17 protein-coding genes are annotated in these 19,568 nt (G+C 54.8%); 16 read left to right on the top strand and 1 reads right to left on the bottom strand.

What is annotated here, in order from left to right; genetic code table 11:
• Positions 1-15 precede the first annotated feature (15 nt).
• The gene (gene leuL, locus SK62_RS23270) at positions 16-102 is read right to left on the bottom strand and encodes a leu operon leader peptide (protein WP_057979999.1); all 87 of its coding nucleotides are present in this window, start codon (positions 100-102) and stop codon (positions 16-18) included.
• Between the two features lie 628 nt (positions 103-730).
• On the opposite strand from leuL, the gene leuO reads away from it, so the two are divergent.
• The 16 genes from leuO (at position 731) to SK62_RS17330 (ending at position 19,568) form a co-directional block, all read left to right on the top strand.
• Positions 731-1,675, top strand: a complete 945-nt coding sequence (gene leuO, locus SK62_RS17405; RefSeq protein ID WP_017383788.1) for a transcriptional regulator LeuO — start codon at positions 731-733, stop codon at positions 1,673-1,675.
• A 376-nt stretch (positions 1,676-2,051) separates the two neighbouring features.
• Complete coding sequence (gene ilvI / locus SK62_RS17400) at positions 2,052-3,776, top strand: acetolactate synthase 3 large subunit (RefSeq protein WP_015572665.1); 1,725 nt, start codon at positions 2,052-2,054, stop codon at positions 3,774-3,776.
• Position 3,777: 1 nt separating this feature from the next.
• Positions 3,778-4,269 carry an acetolactate synthase small subunit gene (gene ilvN, locus SK62_RS17395; protein WP_003856371.1) on the top strand — a complete coding sequence of 164 codons (492 nt, stop codon included), beginning with the start codon at positions 3,778-3,780 and terminating at the stop codon, positions 4,267-4,269.
• Between the two features lie 179 nt (positions 4,270-4,448).
• On the top strand, positions 4,449-5,453 hold the full coding sequence (gene cra / locus SK62_RS17390) for a catabolite repressor/activator (RefSeq protein WP_003856369.1): 1,005 nt from the start codon (positions 4,449-4,451) through the stop codon (positions 5,451-5,453).
• 591 nt (positions 5,454-6,044) lie between these two features.
• Positions 6,045-6,503, top strand: coding sequence for a division/cell wall cluster transcriptional repressor MraZ (mraZ, locus tag SK62_RS17385; RefSeq protein WP_006810119.1), 459 nt, complete (start codon positions 6,045-6,047; stop codon positions 6,501-6,503).
• A 2-nt stretch (positions 6,504-6,505) separates the two neighbouring features.
• Positions 6,506-7,447: a 16S rRNA (cytosine(1402)-N(4))-methyltransferase RsmH gene (gene rsmH, locus SK62_RS17380; protein ID WP_003856366.1), complete on the top strand. Its 942-nt coding sequence runs from the start codon at positions 6,506-6,508 to the stop codon at positions 7,445-7,447.
• Positions 7,444-7,809 (top strand): cell division protein FtsL, encoded by a 366-nt coding sequence (gene ftsL / locus SK62_RS17375; protein ID WP_003856363.1) that lies wholly within the window; start codon positions 7,444-7,446, stop codon positions 7,807-7,809. Before rsmH ends, ftsL begins: the two co-directional genes overlap by 4 nt.
• Positions 7,810-7,824: 15 nt before the next feature.
• On the top strand, positions 7,825-9,591 hold the full coding sequence (gene ftsI, locus SK62_RS17370; protein WP_003856361.1) for a peptidoglycan glycosyltransferase FtsI: 1,767 nt from the start codon (positions 7,825-7,827) through the stop codon (positions 9,589-9,591).
• The gene (gene murE / locus SK62_RS17365; protein ID WP_017383786.1) at positions 9,578-11,065 is read left to right on the top strand and encodes a UDP-N-acetylmuramoyl-L-alanyl-D-glutamate--2,6-diaminopimelate ligase; all 1,488 of its coding nucleotides are present in this window, start codon (positions 9,578-9,580) and stop codon (positions 11,063-11,065) included. Before ftsI ends, murE begins: the two co-directional genes overlap by 14 nt.
• A complete protein-coding gene (gene murF, locus SK62_RS17360) occupies positions 11,062-12,420 on the top strand; it encodes a UDP-N-acetylmuramoyl-tripeptide--D-alanyl-D-alanine ligase (RefSeq protein ID WP_023303078.1) in 1,359 nt (452 codons plus the stop codon). The genes murE and murF overlap by 4 nt, the downstream gene beginning before the upstream one ends.
• On the top strand, positions 12,414-13,496 hold the full coding sequence (gene mraY, locus SK62_RS17355) for a phospho-N-acetylmuramoyl-pentapeptide-transferase (protein WP_003856353.1): 1,083 nt from the start codon (positions 12,414-12,416) through the stop codon (positions 13,494-13,496). The genes murF and mraY overlap by 7 nt, the downstream gene beginning before the upstream one ends.
• Before the next feature lie 2 nt (positions 13,497-13,498).
• A complete protein-coding gene (gene murD / locus SK62_RS17350; protein WP_017694517.1) occupies positions 13,499-14,815 on the top strand; it encodes a UDP-N-acetylmuramoyl-L-alanine--D-glutamate ligase in 1,317 nt (438 codons plus the stop codon).
• Positions 14,815-16,059, top strand: coding sequence for a cell division protein FtsW (gene ftsW, locus SK62_RS17345; RefSeq protein ID WP_006810115.1), 1,245 nt, complete (start codon positions 14,815-14,817; stop codon positions 16,057-16,059). Before murD ends, ftsW begins: the two co-directional genes overlap by 1 nt.
• Positions 16,056-17,120, top strand: a complete 1,065-nt coding sequence (gene murG, locus SK62_RS17340) for an undecaprenyldiphospho-muramoylpentapeptide beta-N-acetylglucosaminyltransferase (RefSeq protein ID WP_017383783.1) — start codon at positions 16,056-16,058, stop codon at positions 17,118-17,120. The genes ftsW and murG overlap by 4 nt, the downstream gene beginning before the upstream one ends.
• 59 nt (positions 17,121-17,179) lie before the next feature.
• On the top strand, positions 17,180-18,655 hold the full coding sequence (gene murC, locus SK62_RS17335) for a UDP-N-acetylmuramate--L-alanine ligase (protein ID WP_003856345.1): 1,476 nt from the start codon (positions 17,180-17,182) through the stop codon (positions 18,653-18,655).
• Positions 18,648-19,568, top strand: coding sequence for a D-alanine--D-alanine ligase (locus SK62_RS17330; protein ID WP_032652572.1), 921 nt, complete (start codon positions 18,648-18,650; stop codon positions 19,566-19,568). The genes murC and SK62_RS17330 overlap by 8 nt, the downstream gene beginning before the upstream one ends.

Genomic DNA, 19,568 nt, shown 5'->3' with positions numbered 1-19,568 from the left:
TTTACTGAAGACGATTCAACGCTGAATTTCGCCCGCCAGTCTACCGCGCACAGTGGATGCGTTTAGTAGTAGTAGACCGGTGAAACGAAGGGTGCGAATCATGAATCGTGCTCCAGATGAATGCGATATGCTTTTAGTGGTACTGGATACGCTGACTCATGTCAACCCCTCTCAGGCAAAACGGCCACTCAGCGCAGGATAAACACATTAGCTAATTGTGCTGGTTTTTACGCTGTTAACCGATTTAATTGTCTATTATTGGACTTGAGATTCATCTCTGGAATAATTTGAATATAATTGGTAGCAATTGAACACAGTATTTTTACCGATGTGCTGTGAAATGGAATGTGTTTTATTTCATTGAGTTATAAGTTCTATGAATGAATCATGGGCGGGAAAGTTATCAATATTGATATCATTTTGTTAATGAAATCGTGGTGTATGGCCTTCATAGTTTAATAATACTTAAGTTATTATTAACTAAGGCGGTGATTGTGTATTTGCCAGCTTTATGGTTTCATGCCTGCATTAAAGTTTTAGATATCATTTGAACGATTTTTAGCTCTTCATTCAGGGGATGCTTAATGGCATCTCTTGAATGAGGGTTCTTTATATATTCTGAATTTTAAATAATTTCCTTTCGCTTGTTGTATATGCATGGTAAATCATATTTTTCGAAGTTATTACTGTACTTTGGCAAAGGGAATTTAGCGTGACAGTGGAGTCAGAAATGCCAGAAAATAATATTAACCAACCACAGCCTTATGATGGGGTTAAGCCTCAGTTACGCACAGTGGATCTCAACCTGTTAACTGTATTTGATGCAGTTATGCAGGAGCAGAATATTACGCGAGCAGCGCAATCTCTGGGAATGTCTCAACCTGCCGTGAGTAATGCCGTAGCCAGACTTAAGGTGATGTTTAACGACGAGTTATTCGTCCGGTATGGAAGAGGTATCCAGCCCACGGCGCGTGCATTCCAGCTATTCGGTTCGATTCGTCAGGCGCTACAGCTGGTTCAAAATGAGCTTCCCGGCTCAGGGTTTGAACCTTTAAGCAGTGAGCGGGTTTTCCATCTCTGTGTTTGCAGTCCGTTAGACAATTATTTGACGTCTGTTATATATAATAAAGTTGAACAGATTGCTCCTAATATTCATCTCGTTTTTAAATCATCTTTAAATCAAAACACTGAGCACCAGCTTCGTTATCAGGAAACGGAGTTCGTTCTGGGCTACGAAGAGTTTCGCCGTCCAGAGTTTGCATGTGTTCCGTTGTTTAAAGATGAAATGGTGTTAGTCGCCAGCAAAAAACATCCACGCATGAATTCGCCGCTGCGTGAAAGCGATGTTTACAGCGAGCAGCATGCCGTTGTTGCTCTGGACAGATATGCTTCGTTCAGTCAGCCGTGGTATGACACTGCCGATAAACAAGCCAGCGTGGCCTATCAGGGGATGGCGATGGTCAGCGTTTTAAATGTCGTTTCTCAGACGCAGCTAGTCGCTATTGCACCGCGCTGGCTTGCTGAAGAGTTCTCCGATTCGCTGAGCCTGCAAATTTTACCTCTGCCGCTCAAGCTGAATAGTCGTACCTGTTATCTTTCCTGGCATGAAGCGGCGGGGCGGGATAAAGGGCATCAGTGGATGGAAGAGTTGCTGATCAATATTTGTCGTCGATAAGTCAGGGTGAATAAACCGCATGGTGCCATGCGGTTTATTCTGTGATTTTTTATGCAGGCAATATTTTGTTCTGTGCGCATTTTTTCAGACGCTCAGGGCGGCTTAAAAATAGATGATTTCCTGATCCATCCTCTTTTTAAGAGATGAATTATTAGCGTCTCCCCTCATACCAGACGAATTCACCATATTCGTGTCTGACAGCTATTTTTTCTGCTTTTATTGCCCATTCCCGCATTCCGTTTGCTAATTGCCTGCCTCATAACGAGCGGTTAAGGTATCCATCACTCTGCACATTATAAGATGGGTTCACCCTGTCAGAAGACGGCGCGGAAATGAATTCTGTTGACCGTCTATAACAAAAGCCTGGAGGCAAAGCATGGAGATGTTGTCTGGCGCGGAAATGGTCGTCCGATCGCTTATCGATCAGGGCGTGAAACAAGTGTTCGGCTATCCCGGAGGCGCGGTTCTCGATATTTATGACGCGCTGCACACGGTAGGCGGTATTGATCATGTTCTGGTTCGTCATGAACAGGCTGCTGTGCATATGGCTGACGGCCTGGCCCGCGCCACGGGCGAAGTGGGTGTAGTGCTGGTTACTTCGGGGCCGGGAGCGACCAATGCCATCACCGGCATTGCGACTGCGTATATGGACTCTATTCCACTGGTCATTCTCTCCGGACAGGTGGCGACGTCACTGATTGGCTATGATGCGTTTCAGGAATGCGACATGGTGGGGATCTCACGCCCCGTGGTGAAGCACAGCTTTCTGGTTAAGCAAACGGAAGATATCCCGGGCGTGCTGAAAAAAGCCTTCTGGCTGGCCGCCAGCGGTCGTCCTGGGCCAGTGGTTGTCGATCTGCCAAAAGATATTCTCAATCCCGCGAATAAACTGCCTTACCTGTGGCCTGAGTCGGTGAGCATGCGTTCGTATAATCCGACGACGCAAGGGCACAAAGGCCAGATTAAGCGTGCGCTGCAAACGCTGCTGGCTGCGAAAAAGCCCGTAGTCTATGTGGGGGGCGGCGCCGTCAATGCAGCCTGTGAAACGCAACTACGCGAACTGATTGAGAAGCTGAATCTTCCTGTCGCGTCATCGCTGATGGGGCTGGGGGCATTCCCGGCTACCCACCGTCAGGCGCTGGGCATGCTGGGTATGCATGGCACCTATGAAGCCAATATGACGATGCACCATTCTGATGTGATTTTTGCCGTCGGCGTACGTTTTGACGATCGCACCACCAATAACCTGGCGAAATACTGTCCGAATGCGACGGTGCTACACATTGATATCGATCCTACTTCTATCTCTAAAACGGTGCCGGCGGATGTGCCCATCGTGGGGGACGCACGACAGGTGCTGGATCAAATGTTGGAACTGCTGGCGCAGGAGACCGCCTCTCAACCGCTGGATGAGATCCGTGACTGGTGGCAGCAAATCGAACAATGGCGCGGCCGTCAGTGCCTTAAATACGACACGCAGAGTGAAAACATCAAGCCGCAGGCGGTGATCGAGACGATCTGGCATCTGACCAAAGGCGAGGCGTATGTCACTTCTGACGTAGGCCAGCATCAGATGTTCGCTGCGTTGTATTACCCGTTTGATAAACCGCGTCGCTGGATCAACTCAGGCGGGCTTGGCACGATGGGCTTTGGTCTGCCCGCCGCGCTGGGGGTGAAGCTGGCGTTGCCGAACGAAACGGTTATCTGCGTAACGGGTGATGGCAGTATACAGATGAATATTCAGGAGCTTTCTACTGCGCTGCAATATGAGTTGCCAGTGCTGGTGCTTAACCTGAATAACGGTTACCTCGGTATGGTGAAGCAGTGGCAGGATATGATTTATTCCGGCCGTCACTCTCAGTCTTATATGAAGTCACTTCCGGACTTTGTCCGTCTGGCTGAAGCCTATGGTCATATTGGCATGCGGGTAACCGATCCGTCAGAGCTGGAAGCGAAGCTCGGCGAAGCGCTTGAGCACGTTAAAAACAATCGCCTCGTCTTCATGGACGTCATCGTCGACGGCACAGAGCACGTTTATCCGATGCATATCCGTGGCGGTGGTATGGATGAAATGTGGTTAAGCAAAACGGAGAGAACCTGATATGCGCCGGATATTATCTGTATTACTGGAAAATGAGTCGGGCGCACTGTCACGCGTCATTGGGCTTTTTGCGCAGCGCGGATACAACATTGAAAGCCTGACCGTTGCGCCGACCGATGATCCAACGCTCTCCCGCATGACGATCCAGACTGTCGGCGATGCGAAAGTGCTTGAGCAGATCGAAAAGCAATTGCACAAGCTGGTGGACGTGTTGCGCGTCAGCGAGCTGGGGCAGGGGGCTTACGTCGAACGTGAAGTGATGCTGGTGAAAATTCAGGCCAGCGGTTATGGCCGTGAAGAGGTCAAGCGTAACACGGATATTTTCCGTGGGCAGATCATTGACGTCACGCCTTCTATATATACTGTGCAGCTTGCCGGAACGAGCGATAAGCTGGATGCGTTCCTGGCCTCCGTCAGGGATGTGGCAAAAATTGTTGAAGTTGCGCGCTCTGGCGTTGTTGGCCTCTCGCGCGGCGATAAAATCATGCGTTAGTTGCGCAAAAGGTTCGCCTCTTTCAGCCCGGTAGCCAAAGCCGGGCTTTTTTTTGCGTAATCCGCCGACAACGCGGACAAAAGCGGTTGCCGTGAAAGCTATTCTGCGTTTAGATGTTAAAATATTTAACCATAACCTTGACAGGGCCATGGACTTTTTTCTTTTTTTGAGGGGCAATTGTGAAACTGGATGAAATCGCCCGGCTCGCCGGCGTGTCGAGAACCACGGCCAGCTATGTGATTAACGGTAAAGCAAAGCAGTATCGTGTCAGCGATAAGACCGTTGAGAAAGTGATGGCAGTCGTTCGTGAGCATAATTACCATCCGAATGCTGTCGCCGCAGGTTTACGTGCCGGACGCACCCGCTCGATTGGCCTGGTGATCCCGGATCTGGAAAACACCAGCTATACCCGCATCGCCAACTATCTTGAACGTCAGGCTCGTCAGCGGGGCTATCAGCTGTTGATTGCCTGCTCCGAGGATCAGCCCGACAACGAGATGCGCTGCATTGAGCATCTGCTGCAACGTCAGGTTGACGCCATCATCGTGTCGACCTCTTTACCACCCGAGCATCCTTTCTATCAGCGCTGGGCGAACGATCCATTCCCGATTGTGGCGCTGGATCGTGCTCTGGATCGTGAACATTTCACCAGCGTCGTAGGTGCCGATCAGGACGATGCAGAAATGCTGGCTGCCGAGCTGCGTACCTTCCCGGCGGAAACGGTGCTCTATCTTGGCGCTTTGCCTGAACTATCCGTGAGCTTCCTGCGTGAACAAGGGTTCCGTACGGCGTGGAAAGACGATCCGCGTGACGTTCATTATCTGTATGCCAACAGCTATGAGCGCGAAGCGGCTGCTCAGCTGTTCGAGAAATGGCTGGAAACGCACCCGATGCCGCAGGCGTTGTTTACCACCTCGTTTGCCCTGTTGCAGGGGGTGATGGACGTGACGTTACGTCGCGATGGCAAGCTGCCATCCGATCTGGCGATTGCGACCTTCGGCGATAACGAACTGCTCGACTTCCTGCAATGTCCGGTGCTGGCCGTGGCTCAGCGTCACCGCGACGTCGCCGAGCGCGTGCTTGAGATTGTTCTGGCAAGCCTGGATGAACCTCGCAAACCGAAACCCGGGCTTACGCGTATCAAACGTAATCTCTATCGGCGCGGGATTTTGAGCCGCCATTAATATTTCCACAGGGGCGGTAAAACTGCCCCTTTTGCGGCGCATTTATTGCGGGAAATAATTCCCGGATAAAAATTAGGATTTATCTCTAAGATTCGTAGCCAGCTATTTTTCTGAATCCGTTTTGGCGTTAAAAAGCGCAATTATAATTTTTAACGGGCATTCTTTTGTATTGTTTTGTTACAAACAGCCGCCAGCCGATGAATATTCAGCCATTTTTTACTGTCCCCTTCAGCCCTCAATGTACACGAACGAATCCATATTGCCTTGCGCTTAATCTGATGCTGTTATCCCCCGGCGATATGCCTTAAAATGCTGCCCGCGTCGCAAACTGACACTTTATATTTCCCTGCGATGATATTGAGTGAGTCTTAACGCTCGTGTGCATATTCGGTTTTTTTCTTACAAATATTCATAACGTTAATTTTGCCTCGCCAGTTGTGTAGTTATTAGCCAGGTCACTCTTGCTCTGTAAATACGGTGCTTTCGCGCCGGTATAGAGAGAGTCCTGGCTTGACAAGCTTTTCCCTCGCTCCGTAAACTCCTTCAGGTGGGAATTTGTGGGTTAAAGTGGTGAGGAGGGGTGAGGCTGGCATGTTCCGTGGAGCAACGTTAGTCAATCTCGACAGCAAAGGGCGTTTATCGGTACCAACCCGATACCGCGACCAGCTGATTGAGAACGCTTCGGGTCAACTGGTTTGCACCATTGACATCAACTCCCCCTGCCTGCTGCTTTACCCTTTGCCTGAATGGGAAATCATTGAGCAAAAGCTGTCGCGACTGTCGAGCATGAACCCGCAAGAACGCCGCGTGCAGCGGTTGTTATTGGGACATGCCAGTGAATGTCAGATGGATAGCGCCGGGCGATTATTGATTGCGCCTGTGTTGCGGCAACACGCCGGTCTGACTAAAGAAGTGATGCTGGTCGGGCAGTTCAACAAGTTTGAACTGTGGGACGAAACGACCTGGTATCAACAGGTCAAGGAAGATATCGACGCTGAGCAGTCTGATTCCGCAACATTATCGGAACGGCTGCGGGACTTGTCTCTATAAATATGATGGAAAATTATAAACATACAACGGTGCTGCTGGATGAGGCCGTTAACGGCCTGAATATTCGTCCAGACGGCATCTATATTGATGGCACTTTTGGTCGCGGTGGTCACTCGCGTTTGATCCTCTCCCAGCTTGGAGCGGAAGGACGCCTGCTGGCAATTGACCGCGATCCGCAGGCGATTGCCGTTGCGCAAACCATCGATGATCCTCGCTTTTCCATCGTGCATGGACCTTTCTCTGCGCTTGCGGATTATGTCGCTGAGCGCGGCCTGACCGGCAAGATCGACGGGATTCTCCTCGATCTTGGCGTCTCTTCACCACAGCTTGATGATGCAGAACGCGGCTTCTCCTTTATGCGTGATGGACCGCTGGATATGCGTATGGACCCCACTCGCGGCCAGTCTGCCGCTGAATGGTTACAAACTGCTGACGAAGCGGATATCGCCTGGGTAATCAAAACCTTCGGCGAAGAACGCTTTGGCAAACGTATTGCGCGCGCCATCGTGGAGCGCAACCGCGTTGAGCCAATGACCCGTACCAAAGAGCTGGCAGAAGTCATCGCGGCGGCAACGCCGGTGAAGGACAAGCACAAACATCCTGCGACCCGTACCTTCCAGGCGGTTCGTATTTGGGTAAACAGTGAACTGGAGGAAATAGAGCTGGCGCTAAAAAGCTCGCTCGACGTGCTGGCCCCGGGTGGGCGGTTATCCATCATCAGCTTCCATTCGCTGGAAGATCGCATCGTAAAACGCTTTATGCGTGAACAGAGCCGCGGTCCGCAGGTTCCAGCTGGGTTGCCGATGACGGAAGAACAACTCAGAAAGCTGGGAGGCCGTCAGTTGCGAGCATTAGGCAAGTTGATGCCGGGCGAAGAAGAGGTGGCAGAGAATCCACGTGCCCGTAGTTCAGTGCTGCGTATTGCAGAGAGGACGAACGCATGATCAGCAGAGTGACAGAGACCCTAAGCAAAGTTAAGGGATCGTTAGGAAGCAACGAGCGCCATGCCTTGCCTGGCGTGATCGGCGACGATCTTTTGCGGTTTGGGAAGCTGCCACTCTGCTTGTTCATTTGCATCATTGTGACGGCAGTCATGGTGGTCACCACCGCTCACCATACCCGTTTATTAACTGCGCAGCGCGAACAGATGGTGCTGGAACGCGATGCGCTGGATATTGAATGGCGAAATCTGATCCTTGAAGAAAACGCGCTTGGCGATCACAGCCGGGTTGAACGGATCGCAACGGAAAAACTGCAATTACAGCATGTTGATCCTTCGCAGGAAAATATCGTAGTACAAAAATAAGGGAAAACGCGACGCATGAAAGCAGCGGCAAAAACGCTAAAACCAAAACGCCAGGAAGAACAGGCCAACTTTGTCAGTTGGCGTTTTGCGTTGCTTTGCGGCTGCATTTTACTGGCGCTGGGTTTCCTGCTGGGACGCGTGGCGTGGCTACAAATCATCGCGCCTGACATGCTGGTACGTCAGGGTGATATGCGTTCTCTGCGCGTGCAGGAAGTTTCTACCTCTCGTGGGATGATCACCGATCGTTCCGGCCGTCCGCTGGCGGTGAGCGTGCCGGTGAAGGCGATCTGGGCCGATCCGAAAGAGTTACACGATGCAGGCGGGATCACCCTTGATAACCGCTGGAAGGCGCTGTCAGACGCGTTGAAAATGCCGCTGGATCAGCTGGCGTCGCGCGTTAACGCCAACCCGAAAGGGCGCTTTATCTATCTTGCCCGTCAGGTGAACCCTGACATGGCTGACTACATTAAGAAACTGAAGCTGCCGGGCATTCATCTGCGGGAAGAATCCCGCCGTTACTATCCTTCGGGCGAAGTCACCGCGCACCTGATTGGCTTTACCAACGTGGATAGCCAGGGGATTGAGGGCGTTGAAAAAAGCTTCGACAAGTGGCTTACCGGCCAGCCTGGCGAGCGAATCGTGCGTAAAGACCGCTATGGTCGCGTCATTGAAGACATTTCCTCGACAGACAGCCAGGCCGCGCACAACCTGGCCCTGAGTATTGATGAACGCTTGCAGGCGCTGGTCTATCGTGAGCTGAACAACGCCGTCGCGTTTAACAAGGCGGAATCGGGCAGCGCCGTGCTGGTGGATGTGGCGACAGGTGAAGTGCTGGCGATGGCCAGTAGCCCCTCATACAACCCGAATAATTTTGCCGGTACAGCAAAAGATGCAATGCGTAACCGCTCCATCACCGATGTGTTTGAACCCGGCTCAACCGTAAAACCTATGGTGGTGATGACGGCTCTACAGCGAGGCATCGTCAACGAAAATACCGTTCTGAATACGATCCCTTATCGAATTAACGGTCACGAAATCAAAGACGTGGCACGTTACAGCGAACTGACCCTGACCGGGGTCTTACAGAAGTCGAGTAACGTCGGTGTGTCAAAACTGGCGTTAGCGATGCCGTCCTCAGCGTTAGTAGATACTTACTCACGTTTTGGGCTGGGAAAGGCGACCAATTTGGGGTTGGTCGGAGAACGCAGTGGCTTATATCCTCAAAAACAACGGTGGTCTGACATAGAGAGGGCCACCTTCTCTTTCGGCTACGGGCTAATGGTAACTCCCTTACAGTTAGCGCGAGTCTACGCAACGATTGGCAGCTATGGCATTTATCGCCCGCTGTCGATCACCAAAGTTGATCCACCGGTTCCGGGGGAACGTGTTTTCCCGGAATCTATCGTTCGTACCGTCGTGCATATGATGGAAAGCGTCGCGTTACCAGGCGGTGGCGGCGTGAAGGCCGCGATTAAGGGCTATCGTATCGCCATTAAAACCGGTACAGCGAAAAAAGTGGGGCCGGACGGCCGCTATATCAACAAATACATTGCCTATACAGCAGGCGTAGCGCCTGCAAGCAATCCGCGTTTTGCACTGGTGGTCGTCATCAACGATCCGCAGGCGGGTAAATACTACGGCGGCGCCGTCTCCGCGCCTGTGTTCGGGGCTATTATGGGCGGCGTGTTGCGCACCATGAACATTGAACCGGATGCGCTGGCGACGGGCGAAAAAAGTGAATTTGTAATTAATCAAGGCGAGGGAACAGGTGGCAGATCGTAATTTGCGCGACCTTCTTGCTCCGTGGGTGCCTATGCTACCTGCGCGAGCACTGCGAGAGATGGTACTGGACAGCCGCGTAGCGGCTTCTGGCGATCTTTTTGTGGCAGTAGTGGGTCATCAGGCGGACGGGCGTCGTTATATCCCGCAGGCGATTGCGCAAGGTGTTGCTGCCATTATTGCTGAGGCCAAAGATGAGGCAACAGACGGTGAGATCCGTGAAATGCACGGCGTGCCGGTCATCTATCTCAGCCAGCTGAATGAGCGTCTCTCCGCGCTGGCAGGACGTTTTTACAACGAACCTTCCGACCAGTTAAAGCTGGTTGGCGTGACAGGAACCAACGGAAAAACCACCACCACTCAGCTGATGGCGCAGTGGGCGCAGCTGCTGGGCGAAACCGGTGCCGTCATGGGCACGGTGGGGAACGGTCTTCTGGGCAAAGTAAGCCCGACGGAAAATACTACAGGCTCGGCGGTTGACGTGCAGCGCGTGCTGGCGGGCCTCGCTGAGCAGGGGGCGACCTTCGCTGCGATGGAAGTCTCTTCCCATGGTCTGGTACAACATCGCGTGGCGGCCCTGAAATTTGCTGCCTCTGTCTTTACTAACCTGAGCCGCGATCACCTTGATTATCATGGTGATATGGAGCACTACGAAGCGGCGAAATGGCTGCTTTATTCCACTCACCACCACGGGCAGGCGATCATTAACGCCGACGACGAAGTCGGTCGCCGCTGGCTGGAAAAACTGCCGGATGCGGTGGCGGTGTCGATGGAAGATCGCATTAATCCGAACTGCCGCGGCCGCTGGCTGAAGGCGGTCGAGGTGAACTACCACGATAGTGGGGCGACGATCCGCTTCGCTTCCACCTGGGGCGAAGGTGAAATTGAAAGCCGCCTGATGGGGGCCTTTAACGTCAGTAACCTGCTGCTGGCGCTGGCGACGTTGCTGGCGCTGGGCTACCCGATGGCGGATCTGCTGAAAACGTCTGAGCGTTTGCAACCGGTCTGTGGCCGCATGGAAGTGTTCAGCGCGCCGGGCAAGCCGACGGTGGTCGTGGATTACGCACACACGCCGGATGCGCTGGAAAAAGCGCTGGAAGCGGCGCGTCTGCACTGCGCAGGCAAGCTCTGGTGCGTGTTTGGCTGCGGTGGCGATCGCGACAAGGGCAAACGTCCGCTGATGGGCGCCATAGCTGAGCAGTTCGCGGATATTCCCGTGGTAACCGATGACAACCCGCGTACCGAAGAGCCGCGGGCCATTATCAATGACATTCTGGCGGGCATGCTGGATGCGGGTCGTGCGCGCGTGGTCGAAGGCCGTGCGGAGGCCGTGACTAACGCCATTATGCAGGCGCAGGAGAACGATGTGGTTCTGCTGGCCGGTAAAGGTCATGAAGATTATCAGATCGTCGGCAATCGTCGTCTGGATTACTCCGACCGCGTGACGGCAGCGCGTCTGCTGGGAGTGGTGGCATGATTAGCATTACGTTAAGCCAGGCCGCTGCGGTATTGCAGGGGATGCTGCATGGTCAGGATCTAACCATTGAGGCTGTGACCACCGACACCCGTAAGGTGACGGCGGGCTGCCTGTTTGTGGCGCTGAAGGGCGAGCGTTTTGACGCCCACGATTTTGCGCAACAGGCTAAAGATAACGGCGCGGGCGCGCTGCTGGTCAGCCGTAAGCTCGATATCGATTTGCCGCAGATTGTGGTGAAAGATACGCGCCTGGCGTTTGGCGAGCTGGCGGCATGGGTTCGCCAGCAGGTGCCAACACGCGTCGTGGCGCTGACGGGCTCGTCGGGCAAAACCTCCGTTAAAGAGATGACGGCGGCGATCCTTAGCCAGTGCGGTAACACGCTTTATACGGCGGGCAACCTTAATAATGACATCGGTGTACCGATGACGCTGCTGCGCCTGACCCACGAGCATGAATATGCGGTGATTGAGTTAGGGGCTAACCATCAGGGCGAAATCGCCTGGACCGTGAGCCTGACGCGTCCGGAAGCGGCGCTGGTGAATAACCTGGCGGCGGCACATCTTGAAGGTTTTGGTTCGCTGGCCGGTGTGGCGAAAGCGAAAGGTGAAATTTATACCGGCCTGCCGGATGACGGCATCGCCATTATGAACGCCGATAACAACGACTGGCTGAACTGGCAGAGCATCATTGGTTCACGCAAAACCTGGCGCTTCTCACCGAATGCGGCAAACAGTGATTTTTCGGCGACCAACATTCATGTGACGTCACACGGCACCGAGTTCACCCTCACGACCCCAACGGGCGACATCGAGGTGCTGCTGCCCCTGCCCGGTCGTCATAACATCGCCAATGCGCTTGCTGCGGCAGCGCTCTCAATGGCGGTAGGTGCCTCACACGCGGCGATCAAAGCAGGTCTGGCAAATTTAAAAGCCGTGCCGGGGCGTCTTTTCCCGATCCAGCTGGCTGAAAACAAACTTCTGCTGGATGACTCCTACAACGCTAACGTCGGCTCCATGACGGCGGCCGTGCAGGTCTTGTCTGAGATGCCGGGCTATCGCGTGATGGTTGTGGGCGATATGGCCGAGCTGGGTGATGAAAGCGAAGCCTGCCATGTTCAGGTGGGTGAAGCGGCGAAAGCCGCCGGGCTTGACCGCGTATTGAGCGCAGGCACGCTGAGCAAGGCCATTTCCGATGCCAGTGAAGTTGGCGAACATTTTGCCGATAAATCTGCACTGATCGAACGCCTGAAGGCATTGATTACAGAAAAACAGATTGTGACTGTTTTAGTTAAAGGTTCACGTAGTGCCGCCATGGAAGAGGTTGTGCACGCATTACAGGAGAACGGGACATGTTAGTTTGGCTGGCCGAACATTTGGTCAAATATTACTCAGGCTTTAACGTCTTTTCCTATCTGACGTTTCGCGCCATCGTCAGCCTGCTGACTGCGCTGTTCATCTCGCTGTGGATGGGCCCGCGCATGATTGCCCGTCTGCAAAAACTCTCTTTCGGCCAGGTTGTACGCAACGATGGTCCGGAATCGCACTTCAGCAAGCGCGGTACGCCGACCATGGGCGGGATCATGATCCTGACCGCGATTGTGGTGTCCGTTCTGCTGTGGGCCTATCCGTCTAACCCCTATGTCTGGTGCGTGCTGACCGTGCTGGTTGGCTACGGGATCATCGGTTTTGTTGATGACTACCGCAAAGTCGTGCGCAAAGACACCAAAGGTTTGATCGCCCGCTGGAAGTATTTCTGGATGTCGGTGATTGCGCTGGGCGTGGCCTTCGCGCTTTATCTGGCAGGAAAAGACACCCCGGCCACCGAGCTGGTGGTGCCGTTCTTCAAAGACGTGATGCCGCAATTGGGGCTGTTCTACATTCTGCTGGCTTACTTTGTGATCGTCGGCACCGGCAATGCCGTCAACCTGACCGATGGTCTGGACGGCCTGGCCATCATGCCAACCGTGTTTGTCGCGGGCGGTTTCGCGCTGGTGGCGTGGGCGACCGGTAACATGAACTTTGCAAACTACCTGCACATCCCGTACCTGCGACATGCGGGTGAGCTGGTGATCGTCTGTACGGCGATTGTCGGGGCGGGGCTGGGCTTCCTGTGGTTTAACACCTATCCGGCGCAGGTCTTTATGGGCGACGTCGGTTCACTGGCGCTGGGCGGCGCGCTGGGCATTATCGCCGTGCTGCTGCGTCAGGAGTTCCTGCTGGTGATCATGGGCGGTGTGTTTGTGGTTGAGACGCTGTCGGTGATTTTGCAGGTCGGTTCCTTCAAGCTGCGCGGTCAGCGCATCTTCCGTATGGCACCGATTCACCACCACTATGAACTGAAAGGCTGGCCGGAGCCGCGCGTCATTGTGCGCTTCTGGATTATTTCGCTGATGCTGGTGCTGATTGGCCTGGCAACGCTGAAGGTACGTTAATCATGGCAGATTACCAGGGCAAAAAAGTCGTTATCATCGGGTTAGGCCTCACCGGCCTCTCCTGCGTGGACTTTTTCCTTGCGCGTGGCGTGACGCCGCGCGTGATGGATACGCGCGTCTCTCCGTCGGGTCTGGACAAGCTGCCGGAGCAGGTTGAACGCCACCTGGGTGGTCTGAATGATGAGTGGCTGCTGGCCGCCGATCTGATTGTTGCCAGCCCCGGTATGGCGCTGGCGCATCCTTCCCTGAGCGCCGCCGCGGATGCGGGCGTTGAGATTGTCGGCGATATCGAACTGTTCTGCCGGGAGGCGCAGGCCCCGATCGTCGCCATTACCGGTTCAAACGGTAAAAGCACCGTCACCACGCTGGTGGGGGAAATGGCGAAGGCGGCGGGCAAAAATGTCGGCGTGGGCGGTAACATTGGTCTGCCCGCTCTGATGCTGCTTGATAAAGGGTGTGAGCTGTTCGTCCTTGAGCTTTCCAGCTTCCAGCTGGAAACCACTTCAAGCCTGCATGCGGCGGCGGCGACGATCCTAAACGTCACCGAAGATCATATGGACAGATACCCGTTCGGCTTGCAGCAGTACCGTGCGGCCAAACTGCGCGTTTATGAAAATGCCAAAGTTTGCGTAGTGAATGCCGATGATGCACTCACCATGCCGGTGCGCGGCGCAGACGAACGCTGCATTAGCTTCGGTATTAACATGGGTGACTATCACCTTAATCGTCAGCAGGGCGAAACCTGGCTACGCGTGAAAGGTGAGAAAGTGCTGAACGTGAAAGAGATGATGCTCTCCGGCCAGCATAACTACACCAATGCTCTGGCGGCGCTGGCGCTGGCGGATGCCGTTGGCCTGCCGCGATCTTCAAGCCTGAAGGCGCTCACCACCTTTACCGGCCTGGCGCACCGCTTCCAGCTGGCGCTGGAGCACAACGGCGTACGCTGGATTAATGATTCCAAAGCGACCAACGTGGGTAGCACCGAGGCGGCACTGAACGGTTTGCACGTTGATGGCACGCTATACCTGCTGCTGGGCGGCGACGGTAAATCGGCTGACTTCTCCTCGCTGAAGCAGTATCTCAACGGTGATAACGTGCGCCTGTATTGCTTTGGCCGCGATGGCAGCGAGCTGGCAGCGTTGCGTCCTGAAGTCGCCGAGCAAACCGAGACCATGGAGCAGGCGATGCGCCTCATCGCCCCTCGCGTGAAGCCCGGCGATATGGTACTGCTCTCACCAGCCTGTGCCAGCCTCGATCAATTCAAGAGTTTCGAACAGCGGGGTGATGTCTTTACCCGCCTGGCGAAGGAGTTAGGCTGATGCGTTTATCTCTCCCTCGCCTGAAAATGCCGCGCCTGCCAGGATTTGGTATCCTGGTATGGCTGTTTACGGCGCTGAAAGGCTGGGTGATGGCTTCCCGGGATAAAGATTCCGACAGCCTGATCATGTACGACCGCACGCTGTTCTGGCTCACGCTGGGGCTGGCGGCGATCGGCTTTATTATGGTCACCTCGGCGTCAATGCCTGTCGGACAGCGTCTGGCAAACGACCCGTTCCTGTTTGCCAAGCGTGACGGGCTGTACATCATTCTCGCGTTCTGCCTGGCAATGATCACCTTACGCCTGCCGATGTCGTTCTGGCAGCGGCACAGTACAGCCATGCTCATCGCCTCAATCATCATGCTGTTGATCGTTCTGGTTGTCGGGAGCTCCGTTAACGGGGCATCACGCTGGATTGCCTTTGGGCCACTGCGTATTCAGCCCGCGGAGTTCACCAAACTGTCGTTGTTCTGCTACCTGGCTAACTACCTGGTGCGTAAAGTTGACGAAGTTCGTAACAACCTTCGTGGCTTCTTAAAACCGATGGGCGTGATTCTGGTCCTCGCGATCCTGCTGCTGGCGCAGCCCGACCTCGGTACGGTAGTCGTACTGTTTGTCACTACGCTGGCGATGCTGTTCCTGGCGGGCGCAAAACTGTGGCAGTTCATTGCCATCATCGGGATGGGGATTTCGGCGGTGGTGCTGCTGATCCTCGCCGAGCCCTACCGTATCCGCCGTGTGACCTCGTTCTGGAACCCATGGGAAGATCCGTTCGGCAGCGGTTACCAGCTGACGCAGTCGCTGATGGCGTTTGGCCGCGGCGAAGTCTGGGGTCAAGGCCTGGGCAACTCGGTACAAAAACTGGAGTATTTACCGGAGGCGCACACCGACTTCATCTTCTCCATTATTGGGGAAGAACTGGGTTATATCGGTGTGGTATTGGCGCTATTAATGGTATTCTTCGTCGCTTTCCGCGCCATGTCGATTGGCCGGAAAGCGCTGGAGATCGATCACCGCTTCTCCGGTTTCCTGGCCTGCTCAATTGGTATCTGGTTTAGCTTCCAGGCGCTGGTAAACGTTGGGGCGGCAGCGGGTATGCTGCCGACCAAAGGTCTGACGTTGCCGTTGATCAGTTATGGTGGTTCGAGTCTGTTGATCATGTCGACGGCCATCATGTTTTTGTTACGCATAGATTATGAAACGCGTCTGGAGAAAGCTCAGGCGTTTACACGAGGTTCACGATGAATCAACCGAAGCGGTTAATGGTGATGGCAGGCGGTACCGGTGGACACGTGTTCCCGGGACTGGCGGTTGCGCACCATTTAATGGAACAGGGCTGGCAGGTACGCTGGCTGGGAACCGCAGACCGCATGGAAGCCGATCTGGTACCTAAACACGGTATCGAGATCGACTTTATTCGTATTTCTGGCCTTCGTGGCAAAGGGATCAAGGCGCAGCTGCTGGCGCCGGTGCGCATTTTCAATGCCTGGCGTCAGGCGCGCGCCATTATGAAGCGTTTTAAGCCTGACGTCGTTCTGGGCATGGGCGGTTACGTTTCCGGTCCGGGCGGACTGGCGGCGTGGTCACTGGGCATCCCCGTTGTTCTGCATGAGCAGAACGGTATTGCCGGGTTGACCAACAAATGGCTGGCAAAAATCGCCACCAAAGTTATGCAGGCCTTCCCCGGGGCATTCCCGAAAGCGGATGTCGTAGGGAATCCGGTACGTGTGGACGTGCTGGCGCTGCCGCTGCCAGATACGCGTCTGGCGGGTCGCGAAGGGCCGGTGCGCGTGCTGGTCGTCGGCGGTTCCCAGGGCGCACGTATTTTAAACCAGACGATGCCGCAGGTTGCGGCAAAACTGGGTGATGCGGTGACCATCTGGCACCAGAGCGGGAAGGGCGCTCAGCAGACCGTTGAGCAGGCCTACGTGCAGGAAGGTCAGCCGCAGCATAAAGTGACTGAATTTATTGATGATATGGCCGCAGCCTATGCCTGGGCCGATGTTGTGGTCTGTCGCTCGGGCGCGCTGACGGTGAGCGAAATCGCCGCCGCCGGTTTACCGGCGCTGTTTGTGCCGTTCCAGCACAAAGACCGACAGCAGTACTGGAATGCGCTGCCGCTTGAGAAAGCGGGTGCCGCGAAGATTTTTGAGCAGCCACAATTTACCGCTGATGCGGTCGCCACTACCCTGGCGGGCTGGAACCGGGATGTATTACTGGAGATGGCGCAACGCGCACGCGCGACCGCTATCCCGGATGCAACGGAACGGGTGGCAAAAGAAGTGAGCCTGGCAGCCCAGGCATAATTCTCGCAGTGCGTGTTGCGCTGCACGATTTTTTTGAAGTAGTCGATGGCGTTTAGAGAATGAATACACAACAACTGGCAAAACTGCGTTCTATCGTGCCCGAGATGCGTCGCGTCCGGCACATTCACTTTGTCGGCATCGGTGGTGCTGGCATGGGCGGTATTGCCGAAGTGTTAGCTAACGAAGGCTATCAGATCAGCGGGTCTGACCTGGCGCCAAACCCTGTTACGCAGCAGCTGGCGTCGCTGGGGGCGACTATCTATTTCAATCATCGCCCGGAAAACGTGAGCGATGCGAGCGTGGTTGTGGTGTCCAGCGCTATCTCCGCGGATAACCCGGAAATCGTTGCGGCGCATGAGGCGCGCATCCCGGTGATCCGTCGCGCGGAAATGCTGGCGGAACTGATGCGTTTCCGTCACGGCATTGCGGTGGCCGGTACGCACGGTAAAACCACCACAACAGCGATGGTCTCCAGCATTTATGCGGAAGCGGGTCTCGACCCGACGTTCGTTAACGGTGGTCTGGTGAAAGCCGCTGGCGTGCATGCGCGTCTGGGCCACAGCCGTTATCTGATTGCGGAAGCGGATGAGAGCGATGCGTCGTTCCTGCATCTACAGCCGATGGTGGCGATCGTCACCAACATCGAAGCTGACCATATGGACACTTACCAGGGCGACTTCGAGAACTTAAAGCAGACCTTTATTAACTTCCTGCACAACCTGCCGTTCTATGGCCGTGCGGTGATGTGCGTGGACGATCCGGTTATTCGCGAGCTGCTGCCGCGCGTCGGGCGTCAAATTACGACCTACGGCTTCAGCGAAGACGCGGATGTACGCGTAGAAGATTACAAGCAGATCGGTGCGCAGGGGCATTTCACCCTCGCGCGTCAGGATAAAGACCTGCTGCATGTCACCCTGAACGCTCCGGGACGTCACAACGCCCTGAATGCGGCAGCGGCGGTGGCTGTTGCGACAGAAGAAGGCATTGACGATGAAGCGATCCTGCGCGCACTGGAGAGCTTCCAGGGGACGGGCCGTCGCTTCGACTTCCTCGGTGAATTCCCGCTGGAGCCGGTAAACGGTAAGCCAGGTTCTGCGATGCTGGTAGACGACTACGGTCACCATCCGACGGAAGTGGACGCAACCATCAAAGCGGCACGCGCGGGTTGGCCGGAAAAGAATCTGGTCATGATCTTCCAGCCGCACCGTTACACGCGTACTCGCGATCTGTATGACGATTTTGCCAACGTCCTTTCGCAGGTCGATACCCTGCTGATGCTGGATGTTTATGCAGCGGGTGAAACTCCGATTCCGGGTGCGGACAGTCGTTCTTTATGTCGTACCATCCGTGGACGCGGTAAAGTGGATCCTATTCTGGTTCCCGACCCGGCGCAGGTGGCTGAAATGCTTGCCCCGGTCCTGACGGGTAACGATCTGATCCTGATTCAGGGCGCGGGAAATATCGGCAAAATCGCCCGTACCTTAGCTGAAATCAAACTGAAGCCGCAAACTCAGGAGGACGAGCGTCATGGCTGATAAGATTGCTGTCCTGTTTGGCGGCACTTCCGCCGAACGCGAGGTTTCTCTGAATTCGGGCGCTGCCGTGCTGGCGGGCCTGCGTGAAGGTGGTGTGGACGCGCATCCGGTTGATCCGAAAGAGGTGGACGTCACGCAGCTGAAAGCGATGGGCTTCGATAAAGCCTTTATCGCGTTGCACGGTCGCGGCGGTGAAGACGGCACGTTGCAGGGGCTGCTGGAGCTGATCGGTATGCCGTACACCGGCAGCGGCGTGATGGCATCCGCCATCTCCATGGATAAACTGCGCAGCAAACTGCTGTGGCAGGGGGCGGGCCTGCCCGTTGCGCCATGGGTTGCACTGACGCGTCGTGAATATGAATTGGGCCTGTCGGACAGCGTTAATACACGCATTGCGGCACTGGGCTTACCGGTTATTGTGAAGCCGAGCCGTGAAGGGTCGAGCGTGGGAATGTCTAAAGTCGATAAAGCTGTAGATTTGGCTGACGCTTTAGCACTGGCATTTCAACATGATGAAGAAGTTCTGATTGAAAAATGGCTTAGCGGGCCGGAATTTACCGTCGCGATGCTTGGCGAAGAAATTTTACCGTCAATTCGCATCCAACCCGCCGGAGTCTTCTATGATTATGAGGCGAAGTATCTCTCTGATGAGACGCAATATTTCTGCCCAGCGGGTCTTGAAGCAGAGCGTGAGGCCGAATTACAGTCTCTGGTGCTTAAAGCCTGGAATGTGCTGGGATGTCGTGGCTGGGGACGCATTGACGTGATGCTTGACGGTGACGGGCAATTTTATCTGCTGGAAGCAAACACGTCTCCGGGTATGACCAGCCATAGCCTTGTGCCGATGGCGGCGCGTCAGGCGGGAATGAGCTTCTCGCAGTTAGTCGTACGTATTCTGGACCAGGCGGGCTGA

Source organism: Enterobacter sp. BIDMC109 (assembly GCF_001037885.1).
In the GTDB taxonomy this organism is placed as follows: Bacteria; Pseudomonadota; Gammaproteobacteria; order Enterobacterales; family Enterobacteriaceae; genus Enterobacter; species Enterobacter hormaechei_C.
Note: the sequence above shows the minus strand (reverse complement) of the source record. Positions and strands in the feature narration are given on the sequence as shown.

What these genes read in the sequence shown, in the direction of transcription:
- rsmH (WP_003856366.1), top strand. Translation starts at nt 6,506, where the DNA reads ATGATGGAAAATTATAAACATACAACGGTGCTGCTGGATGAGGCCGTT.
- leuO (WP_017383788.1), top strand. Translation starts at nt 731, where the DNA reads ATGCCAGAAAATAATATTAACCAACCACAGCCTTATGATGGGGTTAAG.
- leuL (WP_057979999.1), bottom strand. Translation starts at nt 102, where the DNA reads ATGATTCGCACCCTTCGTTTCACCGGTCTACTACTACTAAACGCATCC.
- mraZ (WP_006810119.1), top strand. Translation starts at nt 6,045, where the DNA reads ATGTTCCGTGGAGCAACGTTAGTCAATCTCGACAGCAAAGGGCGTTTA.
- ilvN (WP_003856371.1), top strand. Translation starts at nt 3,778, where the DNA reads ATGCGCCGGATATTATCTGTATTACTGGAAAATGAGTCGGGCGCACTG.
- ilvI (WP_015572665.1), top strand. Translation starts at nt 2,052, where the DNA reads ATGGAGATGTTGTCTGGCGCGGAAATGGTCGTCCGATCGCTTATCGAT.
- murD (WP_017694517.1), top strand. Translation starts at nt 13,499, where the DNA reads ATGGCAGATTACCAGGGCAAAAAAGTCGTTATCATCGGGTTAGGCCTC.
- murF (WP_023303078.1), top strand. Translation starts at nt 11,062, where the DNA reads ATGATTAGCATTACGTTAAGCCAGGCCGCTGCGGTATTGCAGGGGATG.
- ftsW (WP_006810115.1), top strand. Translation starts at nt 14,815, where the DNA reads ATGCGTTTATCTCTCCCTCGCCTGAAAATGCCGCGCCTGCCAGGATTT.
- murC (WP_003856345.1), top strand. Translation starts at nt 17,180, where the DNA reads ATGAATACACAACAACTGGCAAAACTGCGTTCTATCGTGCCCGAGATG.
- ftsL (WP_003856363.1), top strand. Translation starts at nt 7,444, where the DNA reads ATGATCAGCAGAGTGACAGAGACCCTAAGCAAAGTTAAGGGATCGTTA.
- murG (WP_017383783.1), top strand. Translation starts at nt 16,056, where the DNA reads ATGAATCAACCGAAGCGGTTAATGGTGATGGCAGGCGGTACCGGTGGA.
- ftsI (WP_003856361.1), top strand. Translation starts at nt 7,825, where the DNA reads ATGAAAGCAGCGGCAAAAACGCTAAAACCAAAACGCCAGGAAGAACAG.
- SK62_RS17330 (WP_032652572.1), top strand. Translation starts at nt 18,648, where the DNA reads ATGGCTGATAAGATTGCTGTCCTGTTTGGCGGCACTTCCGCCGAACGC.
- mraY (WP_003856353.1), top strand. Translation starts at nt 12,414, where the DNA reads ATGTTAGTTTGGCTGGCCGAACATTTGGTCAAATATTACTCAGGCTTT.